Source organism: Arenicella sp. 4NH20-0111 (genome assembly GCF_040366405.1).
In the GTDB taxonomy this organism is placed as follows: Bacteria; Pseudomonadota; Gammaproteobacteria; order Arenicellales; family Arenicellaceae; genus Arenicella.
In genome coordinates, this window is the sequence record NZ_BAABWF010000015.1 from 24,569 (window position 1) to 38,466 (window position 13,898).

At 46.9% G+C, this 13,898-nt stretch carries 11 protein-coding genes; 8 read left to right on the forward strand and 3 right to left on the reverse strand.

The genetic code is table 11. From position 1 onward, the window contains the following. The first annotated feature begins 21 nt into the window (after nucleotides 1-21). Nucleotides 22-1,431 carry a sugar porter family MFS transporter gene (locus ABWW54_RS19405; RefSeq protein ID WP_353414810.1) on the forward strand — a complete coding sequence of 470 codons (1,410 nt, stop codon included), beginning with the start codon at nucleotides 22-24 and terminating at the stop codon, nucleotides 1,429-1,431. A 37-nt stretch (nucleotides 1,432-1,468) separates the two neighbouring features. On the opposite strand, the gene mnmM is transcribed toward ABWW54_RS19405, so the two are convergent. Further along, nucleotides 1,469-2,017, reverse strand: coding sequence for a tRNA 5-(aminomethyl)-2-thiouridylate-methyltransferase MnmM (mnmM, locus tag ABWW54_RS19410; RefSeq protein WP_353414811.1), 549 nt, complete (start codon nucleotides 2,015-2,017; stop codon nucleotides 1,469-1,471). Further along, nucleotides 2,008-3,075, reverse strand: a complete 1,068-nt coding sequence (locus ABWW54_RS19415) for an NAD(P)/FAD-dependent oxidoreductase (protein ID WP_353414812.1) — start codon at nucleotides 3,073-3,075, stop codon at nucleotides 2,008-2,010. Before ABWW54_RS19415 ends, mnmM begins: the two co-directional genes overlap by 10 nt. Before the next feature lie 112 nt (nucleotides 3,076-3,187). On the opposite strand from ABWW54_RS19415, the gene ABWW54_RS19420 reads away from it, so the two are divergent. The 6 genes from ABWW54_RS19420 to ABWW54_RS19445 all read left to right on the forward strand — a co-directional run bounded on the left by ABWW54_RS19420 (nucleotide 3,188) and on the right by ABWW54_RS19445 (nucleotide 9,652). After that, nucleotides 3,188-5,056, forward strand: coding sequence for an MFS transporter (locus tag ABWW54_RS19420; protein WP_353414814.1), 1,869 nt, complete (start codon nucleotides 3,188-3,190; stop codon nucleotides 5,054-5,056). Beyond that, entirely contained in the window at nucleotides 5,053-5,622 is a 570-nt protein-coding gene (locus tag ABWW54_RS19425) for a DNA-3-methyladenine glycosylase I (RefSeq protein ID WP_353414815.1), read from the forward strand. The genes ABWW54_RS19420 and ABWW54_RS19425 overlap by 4 nt, the downstream gene beginning before the upstream one ends. 152 nt (nucleotides 5,623-5,774) lie before the next feature. Continuing rightward, a complete protein-coding gene (locus tag ABWW54_RS19430; RefSeq protein ID WP_353414817.1) occupies nucleotides 5,775-7,163 on the forward strand; it encodes a hypothetical protein in 1,389 nt (462 codons plus the stop codon). A gap of 55 nt (nucleotides 7,164-7,218) precedes the next feature. Next, nucleotides 7,219-7,629 carry an SxtJ family membrane protein gene (locus ABWW54_RS19435; RefSeq protein WP_353414819.1) on the forward strand — a complete coding sequence of 137 codons (411 nt, stop codon included), beginning with the start codon at nucleotides 7,219-7,221 and terminating at the stop codon, nucleotides 7,627-7,629. Between the two features lie 21 nt (nucleotides 7,630-7,650). Continuing rightward, nucleotides 7,651-7,800 carry a DUF5989 family protein gene (locus tag ABWW54_RS19440; RefSeq protein ID WP_353414821.1) on the forward strand — a complete coding sequence of 50 codons (150 nt, stop codon included), beginning with the start codon at nucleotides 7,651-7,653 and terminating at the stop codon, nucleotides 7,798-7,800. Nucleotides 7,801-7,807: 7 nt separating this feature from the next. Continuing rightward, nucleotides 7,808-9,652 carry a carbamoyltransferase family protein gene (locus ABWW54_RS19445; protein WP_353414823.1) on the forward strand — a complete coding sequence of 615 codons (1,845 nt, stop codon included), beginning with the start codon at nucleotides 7,808-7,810 and terminating at the stop codon, nucleotides 9,650-9,652. A 142-nt stretch (nucleotides 9,653-9,794) separates the two neighbouring features. Here ABWW54_RS19445 and ABWW54_RS19450 read toward each other — a convergent pair whose 3' ends face one another. Beyond that, nucleotides 9,795-10,091 (reverse strand): DUF4389 domain-containing protein, encoded by a 297-nt coding sequence (locus ABWW54_RS19450; RefSeq protein ID WP_353414825.1) that lies wholly within the window; start codon nucleotides 10,089-10,091, stop codon nucleotides 9,795-9,797. A 354-nt stretch (nucleotides 10,092-10,445) separates the two neighbouring features. Here ABWW54_RS19450 and pulA point away from each other — a divergent pair, with 354 nt between their 5' ends. Then, entirely contained in the window at nucleotides 10,446-13,757 is a 3,312-nt protein-coding gene (pulA, locus tag ABWW54_RS19455; protein ID WP_353414827.1) for a pullulanase-type alpha-1,6-glucosidase, read from the forward strand. Nucleotides 13,758-13,898 lie beyond the last annotated feature (141 nt).

Sequence of the window (13,898 nt, forward strand, 5' to 3'; positions counted from 1 at the left end):
TGACTAAAAACAAAAATGACAATGAATAACTACAATACATTTTACATCGTGAAGATTGCGATGATCGCTGCGGTAGGCGGCTTCCTTTTTGGGTTTGATACGGGCGTCATTGGTGGCGCACAGCTGTACTTTACTGAGTACTTTGAGCTCACGCCCGGCCAGCAGGGGTGGGCAGTTGGCAGTGCGTTGTATGGATGTCTAGTCGGAGCATTAGTCGCTGGCTATTTAACGAAGGCCATCAGTCGTAAATTTACCTTAGTGCTTTCGGCGTTGCTTTTTTGTGTTTCGGCGTGGGGGTCTGGTTACGCGGGCTCATTGACGGAACTGGTTGTCTACCGAATCATTGGCGGAGTGGGGATTGGTTTTGCGTCAATGGCCGCGCCAATGTACATCGCCGAAATTTCACCCGCAGAGCAGCGCGGCAAAATGGTGTCGTTGTATCAGTTGTCGATTGTCTTGGGATTTTTCGTGGTGTTTCTAGCGACGTACTATATTGGCGGTGGAAACGCGCTAGAGTCCAGCGCGGATAAACTGGCGGCAGTTCATCAAGAAAACCTCAGCCGAGGCTGGCGCATTATGTTTTGGTCCGAGCTACTCCCTGCTGGTATCTTTTTGGTAATGCTATTTTTTGTGCCACACAGCCCGCGGTGGTTGGTGATCAAAGGACGGCATGATCAAGCGGGTAGTGTGTTGGCCAAATTGTACGTTGATAAAACTGACGCGGATAAACAATTGGCGGAAATCAAAACGTCAATTAACAAGTCAACATTTGGCTCAAACACCAAGGCGTTGGCTGGTGGCTTGGCGTTCGCAATTTTCATTGGTGTCATGTTGTCAGTGTTCCAGCAAATTACGGGCATTAACGCCATCCTGTATTACGGTGCTGAAATTTTCAGTAATGCGCTTGGCTATGGGCCCCAAGATGCGTTGAAGCAGCAATTATGGTTGGGCGCTGTGAATTTAATTTTCACCTTTGTGGCAATTTTTACGGTTGATTTATGGGGCCGAAAGCCACTGTACTTAATTGGCACGCTGGGCATGTTTTTAGGGCTTGCTTCGCTCGGGTTTACCATTTACACCCAGCAACTTGGCATCGTATCTTTGATATCAATTTTAGTATTTATCGGTTCGTTCGCCATGTCCATGGGGCCAGTGGTTTGGGTAGTCCTGTCGGAAATGTTTCCCAATAGAATTCGCAGTTTTGCCATGGCTATTGCCGTGGGAGGGCAATGGTTATTTAACGGTGTTGTAGCCAACTTCTTCCCCGTGGTGAATCGCAGTGAAATCAACGAACAACTGTTTAACGGAGCATTGCCCTATTTTATTTTTGCGTTTTTCTGCGTGATCGCTTTTCTTTTTGTCTGGCGTTTTATGCCTGAAACCAAAGGCAAATCATTAGAAGAAATTGAAAACGTTTGGGATACGCCCTGAAGCTGCAACGTCAGTGGATTTTGACGTTTGGGAATGACTATTTCTTTGCCTTAATGGTGAACATGACAGGCGTGCTACTGTTCGGAAGCGTTGATAAATATTCATTCACCAACCAGTGTTGATCTAATTTTGAAAGCCAGCGTTTAATTGAAGCCGTTTCAGTCTTTCCTGCGGGGTGCCCGGGGTAGCAAATTAGACAAATGATTCCTGCAGCGCTCAGATGGTCTAGAGACGTTTTCAGGGCCACCAAGCTCGAGGCCTCAGAGGTTGTTATGTTTTTATCGGCCTTGGGTAGGTACCCAAAGTTAAACATAGCGCAAGATATCTCGCCTTCTATGAACTCAGACATTCTCTCATGGCCACAATGCTTGAGCTCAACGTTGGTAAGCCCAGCTAAGCCTAAGCGCTTTTGTGTGTTTACAATGGCCGACTCTTGAACGTCAAAGCCAATAACGTTGTCGAACCCGAGTCGCGCCAAGAACTCGGTATCATGTCCGTTTCCACAGGTGGCGTCGATGGCCAGCCCGCCGGTGCTATTTGCAAAGTGTTCGCGCACCAGTGTGTGTGCTTGTCTGGTTAAAGCCATTGTGTGATTGAATAGGGTAGTGAGCGTTGTTCAAGCAAGTGATCGCACAGAAGCGTTACGAAGTGTGGTGCGATCAGGCAGCCTTTACTTCCGAGGCCATTAAGGCAGAATGCGCGCGGTAAATTGGTCAATGGGCCGACAAAAGGGTCTCGTTGCGTCGTAGCTGGTCTGACGCCCGATTCATGAGAAATCACGTGAGCAGTCAGTCCGGTATGCTGTTCTAAACTCAGTAGAAACTTGTCAGCAGACTCGGCTGACGTCGTTGGGCTAATATCATTCCAAATGTAATTTGAACCGAGTTTGCAGGCCCCGTTTAGAGCAGGGACAAGCCAATGCCCCCAGCTCAGCATTCTGTCTACCTGACGAGAGGGTTTAATCGATAAGATCTCACCTTTTGCCAGCTTGAACGGCAGATGCGATAGCCAAGGATTATTGAGCGCTTGATGACCTTCACAAAAAATCACTCGATCGGCTTCAATTTCATCGTAGCGGATTTTACTTTTTACGGTTAAGAGCTTTGAGTAAATCACGTGTTGCTTTGTAATCGCTCGTCGTGCCGTCAACCACGAGCTCATTTGGTACAAAAGCTGTTTCGTGTCGACAACCGATGTTTGAGAGATGCCAATAGCACCAAAATGTCGTTCAGTATGTGCCGTCTCGAGCTTACCTGGGGCTTCCTCGAACCAGCCACCGGTGTTGTCCATGTCGCCCAGAATATCGCTATACTCCGTTTGGCTTTGACGTTTTACTAGGTAATCGGCTTGCCCAGCATTCTTGATTTTTCTAGTTTGTCGGATTTGACGATGTATGTCGCATCCTAAGTCTCGTTCTATCTGCCAATAGAGTTTTTGCGCCGTCGCGCGATACATCGAATAACCGTCAGTGATATTCAACCGATGCCCTGTAACCGGATTAATTAGACCCGCCGCGACTCGACTTGAGCTGCCTTCATGATCATTGTCTAGAACATGGACCGTGCAACCACGCTTGATCAATGAATAGGCTAAGAGGGAGCCCGCTAGGCCTTGGCCAATAATTAGAAAGTCAACAGAGTGCATTCGGTGAAGATTGTGGTAGTCTGCATATCAAATAGAATTCATTATAGCGTTAGTGCTTGGTTCTGCTTTTAAAACCGAGTGATTAGACCTGTATTTAGGCTCGGAGGCAACGTTGGCTAACAACCTGATCAACGAAAAGCGTTTTTTACCCTATTTTTGTACCCAATTTTTGGGTGCTTTTAACGATAATATTTATCGAAACGCGTTTGCGATTTTAGTGACCTATTTTATCGCCAAGGAGAATGAAGGTGTGATCGTAAACGCGGCCTTGGTGGCGTTCATATTGCCCTTCTTTTTGTTCGGTGCGATTGCTGGTCAGCTGGCTGATAAGTATGAGAAAGCCAAGTTAATACGCCACATAAAAGTAGCCGAAATTGTGATTATGATTTTGGGGAGCTTAGCACTGTATTTTCAATCCGTTGGCGCGATGTTGTTTGTGTTGTTTGCTTTAGGGTCGCAGTCTGCTTTTTTCGGCCCGATCAAATACAGCATATTACCTCAGCACGTCAGTAAAGATGAGGTGCTGACGGCAAACGCGTACGTGGAAGCGGGTACTTTCGTTGCCATTCTCTTAGGTACCATTCTTGGCGGATCGCTCGCCAATTATATGGGCGTCAACATGAACTTTCAGTACGCGTTGATGGGAGCCATAATCGGATTCGCGATTTTAGGCTGGTTTGCTTCAGCCTTGATCCCCCAAGCGCCAGCGGCGTCGCCTGAGTTGAAACTGAGTTTTAATGTGCCTCGCAGTACAGTGGATATTATTACGAAGACTCACGAAAATAAGCCGGTGTTTACGGCCATTCTTGCTAACTCATGGTTTTGGTTTTTCGGTGCCGTGGTGATGACGCAGTTTCCAGCCTTTGCCAAAGACATATTGTCGGGGGACGGGAACGTTGCGGTCATGCTGTTAGCCACGTTTTCCATCGGAATAGGCATGGGCTCCTTTGCCTGTTCAATTTTTTCACGCGGGCATGTTGAGATGGGGCTTGTTCCGTTTGGGGCCTTTGGCATTTCATTTTTCGCTTGGCAATTAGGCAGGACAGACCTCGTTGTTTCGACTGAACTTTTAAGCCTGACTGAATTAATGGCCGTGCCTGGAATCTGGTGGGTGATAGTTAACCTAACCATGTTGGCGTTTAGTTCCGGGTTATTCATTGTGCCCTTGTACGCCTTTATGCAAGTTTTCAGTGATGAAAAACACCGCTCTAGAACGATCGCAGTTAACAATATTTTGAACTCGGTTTTCATGGTTGTGGCCGGAGTTGCGGCTGTAGTGTTACTCGCGCTGGATTTTAGCGTATTGCAAATATATAAATTGGCCGCCGTGGCAAACGCCATTGTTGCGATCTATATCTTTTCGCAAATCCCGGAGCATTTTCTTCGGCTACTGAGCTGGCTATTGATGCACAGTGTTTACCGCATTAAGAAGGTTGATCTTGATAAAATTCCCAAGGAAGGTCCGGCGCTGATTGTATGTAATCACGTTAGCTTTTTCGATCCGCCTATATTACTCGGGATATTGCCTAGACCGGCGCGCTTTATTATGTGGCACAGTTTTTATGACTTACCTATTGCTGGGCGCTTGTTTAAATGGCTTAAAACTATCCCCATTGGAAATGCTCGCGAGAGAGCAGACCTGATTCCATTGGCGTACGATAAAATTGCTGAGGAATTGGAAGCTGGACATCTCGTGGTTATTTTCCCAGAAGGGCACATTACAAAGACTGGCGAACTTAATAACTTCCAGCCTGGTATCGATAAGATTCTAAAGAGGACACCCGTACCCGTTGTTCCCATGGCGCTCAGAGGCATGTGGGGGACTTGGGCGTCGCGTAAGAAGGGGCGCGCACTGAAAGGAGTGCCGACCGGTTACATGAAAAAGCTTACTGCGGTTGCAGGTGATGTTTTAGATCCGGCCGAAGTATCTCGCCAAAGCCTCTATGACCAAGTGCTGGAGCTCAGAGGGGATGAAAAGTGATACACAGATGCCGTTGGTGTGAGGGTGATGCGCAATACGAGAAGTATCACGATACTGAATGGGGTGTGCCAGTACGTGATGATCTTGAACTGTTTGAAATGCTAAACCTGGAAGGAGCTCAAGCGGGATTGAGTTGGATTACCGTATTAAGAAAACGAGATCACTATCGTAACGTGTTCGATGGGTTTGATCCTAAAAAAATAGCAAAATACGATCAACAAAAACGTGAAGCGCTGCTCAGTGATCCTGGGATTATTAGAAACAAACTGAAAGTGAATGCCTTCATCGTTAATGCGCAGCTATACCTTGATATGCAGGCCAAGGCCAAGCGCGGAGAGAGTGCTGGTTTTTCAGATTTTTTATGGTCTTTTGTCGGCGGAGAGCCGATAGTGAACCACCCTCAAACTCTTTCCGATGTTCCAGTAAATACTCCCGAATCTGACGCAATGAGTAAAGCGTTGAAAAAGCTCGGCTTTAAGTTTGTCGGCAGTACTATTTGTTATGCCTTTATGCAGGCGGCCGGAATGGTAGACGACCACGTGGCTGATTGTTTTAAGCGTGCTTAAGCGTAAATCCAGCGAAGGTGATCGTCGGTTTGATTCTCGTTTTCTTGATTCAGACAGTTTCGCCGCTCGTCATGGATAGGTGGTAATGAATTTAGAACTGAGCGACTAGAAAACGCAGTTCATATTAGATACTATTTTCCTTTGCGTAAAAGATGCGTAGTGTAAGGAGCAGTAGAATTAAAAAGGTTATCTTTTATGCCGTCATTGTGGCGGTGAATTGTGTCTTTCTGGAATTGGTGGCTTACGGTTTCTTTCGAGCCAAGTATGGTGAGTTCTCACGTGCACAGTTGCAGCAAGAGCGCTTGGGAGTCGTTGCCAGCGTACAAACTGGTCCAGTGTTCACTGGCAAAGAGGCCGATACGACTGAGGCCGAGTCTAAGAAACAAGAACAGCTTAAGGAAATCATCCACCCTTATGCAGGCTATACCGTTCAAGGAAGTCGCAGCAAGAGCGGGTGCAATTTACAAGCGGATAATCCTTGGGCTTGTAAGGAACGTGTTGTTCGCCCAGAAGACTCACCCATGCCCAAGCGCAACGACCATACCCTTAATGTTGCATTATTGGGTGGTTCGGTGGCGGTTGGAACGGTTAATGGAGCTCCGCCTAATTATTATCAAAAGAGGCTGGCTGCGCTTCCGGAATACCAAGGGCGCAACATTGTACTGCATATGTTGGCCGCTGGTGGGTACCGACAGCCTCAGCCATTGATGCTGCTAAATTACTATCAGACCTTGGGGGCAGAATACGACTTGGTGATTGCATTGGACGGGTTCAATGAAATTGCGATTGCCGGGACTGAGTATAAGCGCCACAAGATACACCCTTCTTTTCCACGCAGTTGGAAGTTTAGGATGTCGGATAAGGTGTCCCCTGACCTAATTCTACTGCTAGCCGAGAAGGTCGCCCTTGAAAAGAAACACATTGCAAGAGCAACGTTTTTTAGCAGCCCGTTACCACGCAATAGTGTGACGTTTAATTTATTGTGGAAAGTGATGCATTCGAATTTCAGTGCCCAATTGAGTACATTGAACACACAAGCAGAGCAGGCGCAGGTTACAGACGCGGATACGCCTGAAGAATTTCAATTTGAAGGGATTGGCCCGCGTTACCCGTTTACTGACTGGGAAACCCTATTTGAATATTCTGCCGCTTTGTGGGGTAATAGTACCTTGTTGTCCAACAGTGCAGCCAAAACTCATGGTGGCAAGTTCTTCCATTTTCTACAACCTAACCAGTATATAGAGGGGGCTAAGCCAACGATGTCCGCGGCTGAAAGAGCCGTCGCTTTCTCGCCTGCGGGAAAAGGTGGGTATGGGAATTGGTATAAGAAAGGTTATTCTTATTTGAAAAAGGAACAGGCTCGCGTACAAAAAATGGGAGTGCATTCGGTTGACCTAACCTATCTTTATGAACAAGAGGCCGGTGAAATTTACATTGATACCTGCTGCCATGTAAACTCAAAGGGCTCTGCCATGATCGTTGAGGCCATCGTTGACGAAATCCATCGTGTTAATACTCTCAATAGTCAACCTCAGCCGTAGTTGCATTTAAATTCCAGGTCAATCGCAACCCCCACCAACCCTATACCTCTCTATTATGACTGATAACAAACAGCCTACTCCCAACATGCTTAGTGAGCGAAGTTTTGGATTAATATTTGCGGCCATATTTCTATGCATTGCCTTGTTTCCTCTTATTTTTGGAGAGCCTCTGAGGCAATGGGCGATGATTCTTATGGGGGCTTTCGGGCTCCCTGCGTTGATTTTCCCCAAGGCTCTAAGACCGTTAAATATTGCTTGGGTGCACTTTGGTCAATTCATGCATCGCATAGTGAACCCCATTTTGATGGGGCTAATATTTTTCGTGGCGGTGTTGCCGACTGGTTTAATGCTTAAGCTTTTTGGCAAAGATCCTATGCGAAGAAAAATGGATCCCAATGCAACGACGTACTGGATACCTCGTGAGAACGAAGATTTAACGAGAGACAGTTTCGATAATCAGTTTTAACTTTAAATACGAAGAAAGACGATGGACCTTATTAAAGAACTTTGGCGTTTTATGAAAGCTAGAAAAAAATTCTGGCTTCTCCCCATTATTGTGTTTAGCTTGTTGATCGGCGGGTTGGTTGTCTTCGCTCAAGGATCCGCATTGGCCCCGTTTATCTACACATTATTCTAAGCAGCCTATGATCATTCTCGGTATTTCGGCGTTTTACCATGATAGCGCCGCCGCCATCATAGATGGCGAGCGTATTATCGCTGCAGCGCAGGAAGAGCGGTTTACTCGGATCAAGCATGATTCTTCATTTCCGGAGAATGCAGTTGAGTATTGTCTCGCGCAAGCCGGACTTAACATTGATGACGTTGATAGCGTGGTGTTTTTTGAGAAGCCATTTATTAAGTTTGAGCGTCTGCTAGAAACCTACGTCAGTTTTGTACCACGAGGCTTCGCTTCGTTTAAGTCCGCACTGCCTCTTTGGGTAAAAGAGAAACTGTTTCAGAAAAAAATTATTCGCGAAATGGCTGGACGTTTTTCGTCTAATCCAGAGCAAATAGATTGGGAACAAAAACTCAAGTTTTCTGAGCATCATTTGAGTCACGCCGCAAGCGCGTTTTACCCTTCTCCTTTTGAAGAAGCCGTGGTTTTAACGCTGGACGGCGTGGGTGAATGGGTGACCACGTCGGTGGCTATTGGGCGAGGTAATAAGCTGGAAATAGTAAAGGAAATACACTTTCCGCACTCCCTAGGACTATTGTATTCAGCCTTTACGTATTACACCGGCTTTCGAGTGAACTCCGGTGAATATAAAGTCATGGGGCTGGCTCCGTATGGTGAGCCCAAATACACACAACTAATTCTAGACAATTTGATTGACGTCAAAGAGGATGGTTCTTATCGCTTAGATCAGCAATATTTTAACTATTGCACTGGTTTGACCATGACCAATAAAAAGTTTGATGCACTGTTTGGTCGTCCGGCGAGAAAACCAGATCAAGAGGAACTCGAGCAGTTTCATATGGATATCGCCGCGTCGGTTCAGGAGGTCACTGAAATCATCGTACTTAAGTTGACCAAATCATTAGCGGCTGAAACTGGAATCAGAAATTTGTGCATGGCCGGTGGCGTGGCGCTAAATTGCGTTGCAAATGGGAAGATTCAGCGAGCAGGTCATTTTGATAATGTGTGGGTGCAGCCTGCTGCTGGCGATGCGGGTGGGGCATTGGGGGCCGCTCAAGCCGTTGCACATATGGTGCATGATCTTCCTCGTACGGTAAAACCCAACGACAATATGCAAGGCTCGTACTTAGGGTGTGAATTTAGTAACAACGAGATACGTCAAAGGCTGGACGCGGCTGGCGCTGTCTTCGAAGAGTATGAGCAAGATGGCATGCTTCATGAAGCGGCTAAGGCTTTGGCTGAGCAACAAGTTGTGGGTTGGTTTCAGGGGCGCATGGAGTTTGGTCCCAGAGCGCTGGGAGGGCGATCAATTTTAGGTGACCCACGATCTGAAGCGATGCAAAAAACGCTTAATCTAAAGATTAAGTATCGTGAGTCGTTTCGACCCTTCGCACCGTCTATCTTGCGAGAACACGTGTCCGACTGGTTTGAGTTAAATGGCGACAGTCCTTACATGCTGTTAGTTGATAAGGTTAAGGGTGAGAAATGCATACCCATGAATGAAGAGCAGAAGTCACTCTTTGGCATTGAAAAGCTCAACATTGCGCGTTCGAGTATACCGGCGGTCACTCACGTGGATTATTCGGCCCGCATCCAAACCGTCCACAATGACACCAACCCGCTTTACCACGGGTTGATTTCTAAATTTAATGATCTAAGCGGGTGCCCGGTTGTTGTTAACACCAGTTTCAATGTTCGAGGAGAGCCGATAGTATGCTCTCCAGAAGATGCATTTAATTGCTTTATGGGCACAGAAATGGACGTGTTGGCCATTGGCGACTTCATTCTTCGAAAGGCCGATCAGGATTCCAGTTTAGCCAAGGACTACAAGCACGCATTTAAGTTAGATTGATAGACGGTGATGGCCACCGATGATGACATTGGGGCATTGTGTATCTTAGGTTCACTTGTGCGCTAGCATCTATAGCTAGGCAATAAAAAAGCTCCAAAGCATTCGCTTCGGAGCTTTCAGACACATCGTTGGAAGGTTTACTTTATCCGGATGCTTTTTCGCCTTCAATTACCATTCCCGATTGAGGGAAGTCATTAAAAGGGAATGGGCGTTTGTCAGAATTGAACGTCACAAACGCCAAAATTTCTTGTACATAGCGGCTAAGCGTATCACCAAGCTTCATCAGCTGAGGATTAGGTGTTCCAGTAAACAATGTGAATAGGCATTGGCCTATTGCAACGGCTAAAATCACCAATTGGGTTACGTGAAATACCACCCAAAACAGAGCCACAAATAAAATTCGTAGCCATGTAGATTTGTTTTCAAATTGTTCAGTCATTACATACTCCATCTGTTGGTTACAATTGTTAAATAGGGACATTGAATTAGTTTTCAACTACTTTTTGTGACAAATATTTTCATTCGATCTATTAGTTTTTCTGGTGGAATGTCTCTAAGTTACTGATTTAGTGTGCATAAACCCCTGTCAGTATTTGATAAAACTGTGCATACGTATTCAACTTTTTTTTCCTCAGATTTCCCTGACAATAGTCGCGCATCGCTTCGGCCTTCGTTAACTCAGGCGCTAGACTCGGCTTTAAGCCAGATTGATTAGCAAGCACGGGCCTCGGTGATCGTCAAAGAAAAGTAAAAATTCTCACCAAAAAAATAGAGAAACCAACCAGAGGAAATCATGGATTCATTCAGCACAAAAAATAGGCTGGGTCATCTCAAACTGGGCGCAGCATTTATCTTGAGCACCGGGTCGATCGCAGCGTTTGCGGCCGATACACCAGACCCTACTACCGTAACCATTCCAGGCAATCTACAAGAATCGCTTGGGTGTCCCGCTAACTGGCAACCAGAGTGTCCGAACACCAAGCTGAGCTTGATAGATTCAGCCAACGTTTGGAAAGCAACCTTTGATATGGTCGTGGGTGACTATGAATACAAAGTAGCCTTGAACGAGTCCTGGGATGAAAATTACGGTGAAAATGGCCAGCGAAATGGAGCGAATGTAAGGTTATTTCTCGACGGTGATGCGTCGGTTAGCTTTTACTATGATCATGAGTCCCATTGGGTAACCGACAATCGAAATTCACGCATTGCCATTGTGGCTGGCAGTTTTCAAGAATTTTTGGGTTGTACTGGAAATTGGCAGCCCGATTGCTTGAATGGATGGTTGAAAGACATTGAAGGCGATGGTGTTTATACCCTTACGTCAAATCTAATTCCGGCCGGCAACTACCAAGCTAAGGTTACCGTAGGAGAAAGTTGGGACGAAAACTACGGGCAAGACGGTGTTCGCGATGGTGCGAACATTGACTTTACTGTTCCAGCAAACGGAGAGGAAATGTTTTTCCGTTTTGAATCGGCGACTAACAAGTTGACCATCAAGGCTGGCGGAGAGCCAAATGGTAACTTGGCCATTCAACGCGCACAGTGGTTGGATGCTGATACCTTGGCATGGGATTCGTCATTGAGTGATGGAGACCAAGTGATCTTGCATTCAAGCTCAACTGCCGAACTGAGCCTGAGCACCGACGGTGTTCAAGGTGGGGTTGACTATGTGTTGGGCTCGGTATCGCAATTGAGTGCGGAATTGCAAGCAAAATTTCCACATTTAGCCTCATATTCTGCGATCAGTACCCAGGGCTTGGACGACGCTTTGAAGAGGCAGTTGGTAAAAACCCAGTTGGCGGTTTCGATTATTGATGCAAACGGCGATTTAAAAGACGCGACCAGCATCCAACACCATGGAATTCTGGATGATCTATTCTACTTTGATGGAGACTTAGGCCCTGTTATTGACGGCGAGCAAGCGTGGGCCAAAGTATGGGCGCCAACCGCTCAGAATGTTGAGCTATTGCTTTATGAAACAAGCGCCGACGCGGCTCCTTCACAAGTGCTTCCTATGGTTGTTGATGATGCTACTGGAGTGTGGTCAGCCAGCGCCGGAAATTGGGATCGAAAATATTATCGTTACCGAGTGACCGTTTACACCAACATTACGAATCAAGTTGAAATTAATGACGTCACAGACCCTTATTCGTTGAGTTTAAGTACAAACAGTAAACTCAGTCAGTTTGTTAATCTTGACGATCGAGATCTCAAGCCACGAGGTTGGGATTACCTGCGTAAACCTAAGCTAAAAGCACCTGAAGATATCAGTATTTACGAATTGCACGTTCGCGACTTCAGCATCGCCGATGACTCCGTCCCAGAGCAAGATCGCGGTACGTTCAATGCGTTCAGCCGGTATTGGTCTCGCGGTATGCGTCACTTACGGTCATTGTCCTACGCCGGGCTGAGCCACATTCATTTGCTACCGGCGTTTGATATAGCCACCGTGAATGAAGAGAAGTCCGAGCAAGTCACGATTGCTGAAGACTTGAGTCTCTATGCGCCAGATTCCACAGAACAACAAGCCGCCGTGGCGGCAGTGCAAAATCAAGACGGTTTTAACTGGGGTTATGACCCTCTGCATTTTACCGTGCCTGAAGGCAGCTACAGCACTAACGCCGATGGCGTAACTCGGATCTTAGAGTTTCGTCAAATGGTCAAGGCGCTTAATCGAGTCGGATTGCGCGTGGTCATGGACGTGGTATACAACCACACATCATCGTTTGGTCAATTTGATAACTCCGTGCTCGATAAGATTGTTCCCAGCTACTATCATCGTTACAACGCCGACGGCGGACTGGAAATGAGCTCTTGCTGTGCGAACACGGCGTCAGAGAACAAGATGATGGAAAAGCTCATGATCGACTCATTGTTAGTATGGGCTAAGGCCTATAAGGTCGACTCCTTCCGCTTTGATTTGATGGGCCATCACAGCAAACAAAACATGCTTAATGTGCAAGCGGCGTTATCTCAGTTAAAGCGACGTCGCGATGGCGTTAGTGGCAAAGATATCTATTTGTATGGCGAAGGTTGGAATTTCGGCGAAGTGGCGAATGACGCGCGCTTCACTCAAGCCACGCAATTGAATATGGCTGGCACCGGTATTGGTTCATTTGATGATCGGGGGCGAGACGCCATTCGTGGTGGAAACCCCTTCGGAGGATACCGTGACCAAGGCTTTGGAAACGGCCTATTCACCAATCCAAACGGAATCGGCGATGACCGAGAAAGCACGCTATTAACACTGGCCGATCGGACCCGCAGTAGTTTGACAGGAGGCCTCAAGGAGTACCGTTTCGAAACCAATACTGGTGAGGTGCTCAGTGCTCAAGAGATCGACTACAGTGGTCTGCCAACCGGGTTTACTGATGACCCTCAAGAACAGATATCGTACATAGCGGCACACGACAACGAAACGTTATTCGATGGGATCCACCTTAAGGCGCCTGACGCCGCTAATGTGGCTGACCGAGCTCGCATGCAGAATTTTAGCAATTCGATCATATTGCTCGGCCAAGGAGTACCATTTTTGCACGCTGGGCAAGACTTCTTACGTTCGAAATCTCTGGATCGAGATAGCTATAACTCTGGCGACTGGTTCAATGCCATTGATTTTAGTTTCCGCGAGAACGGATGGGGAAAGGGATTGCCCATCGCTGAAAAAAATCAAGATGCATGGCCTGTTATGGCTCCGCTGTTGGCCAACACCGAGCTAAAGCCGTCACCGTGGTTGTCCTTCAAAACCAGTCTAAATTTTAAAGAGTGGCTAAGGATTCGATACGCATCACCGCTGTATCGCTTGCAGGATAAAGACGCCGTCCAACGCAGTGTGACTTTTCTTAATACTGGGCCATCACAACATTCGGGCCTTATCGTAATGCGCCTCAAAGACCCCGAACGGCCACGCGCGCGAGAACAGGTTGTTTTGTTTAACGGAACCAACACCGAAGTTGAGTTCGAAAGCGACGCTTTGGACGCAAAGCGATATCGTTTGCACCCAGTGCAGCGTTGGTCTTTTGATCGAATTGCCGCGAAATCAACGTATAAAAACGGGAAGTTTATTGTCCCCGCGATGACCACGGCGGTGTTCGTAGGGCATTAGTACGTCACAGACTTAGCTTGCTTGCGGAACTCAGGCAAGCTCCGTTTTACTGTTCAATGCCCGATTGTTGCCCATGCAGCAATCGGGCTTTTTCTTGTGCTACATTGCTCTATAAGAATGCTAAGCAAATGAGCGATAGCT

What these genes read in the sequence shown, in the direction of transcription:
- ABWW54_RS19405 (WP_353414810.1), top strand. Translation starts at nt 22, where the DNA reads ATGAATAACTACAATACATTTTACATCGTGAAGATTGCGATGATCGCT.
- mnmM (WP_353414811.1), bottom strand. Translation starts at nt 2,017, where the DNA reads ATGGCTTTAACCAGACAAGCACACACACTGGTGCGCGAACACTTTGCA.
- ABWW54_RS19415 (WP_353414812.1), bottom strand. Translation starts at nt 3,075, where the DNA reads ATGCACTCTGTTGACTTTCTAATTATTGGCCAAGGCCTAGCGGGCTCC.
- ABWW54_RS19430 (WP_353414817.1), top strand. Translation starts at nt 5,775, where the DNA reads ATGCGTAGTGTAAGGAGCAGTAGAATTAAAAAGGTTATCTTTTATGCC.
- ABWW54_RS19435 (WP_353414819.1), top strand. Translation starts at nt 7,219, where the DNA reads ATGACTGATAACAAACAGCCTACTCCCAACATGCTTAGTGAGCGAAGT.
- ABWW54_RS19440 (WP_353414821.1), top strand. Translation starts at nt 7,651, where the DNA reads ATGGACCTTATTAAAGAACTTTGGCGTTTTATGAAAGCTAGAAAAAAA.
- ABWW54_RS19445 (WP_353414823.1), top strand. Translation starts at nt 7,808, where the DNA reads ATGATCATTCTCGGTATTTCGGCGTTTTACCATGATAGCGCCGCCGCC.
- ABWW54_RS19450 (WP_353414825.1), bottom strand. Translation starts at nt 10,091, where the DNA reads ATGACTGAACAATTTGAAAACAAATCTACATGGCTACGAATTTTATTT.
- pulA (WP_353414827.1), top strand. Translation starts at nt 10,446, where the DNA reads ATGGATTCATTCAGCACAAAAAATAGGCTGGGTCATCTCAAACTGGGC.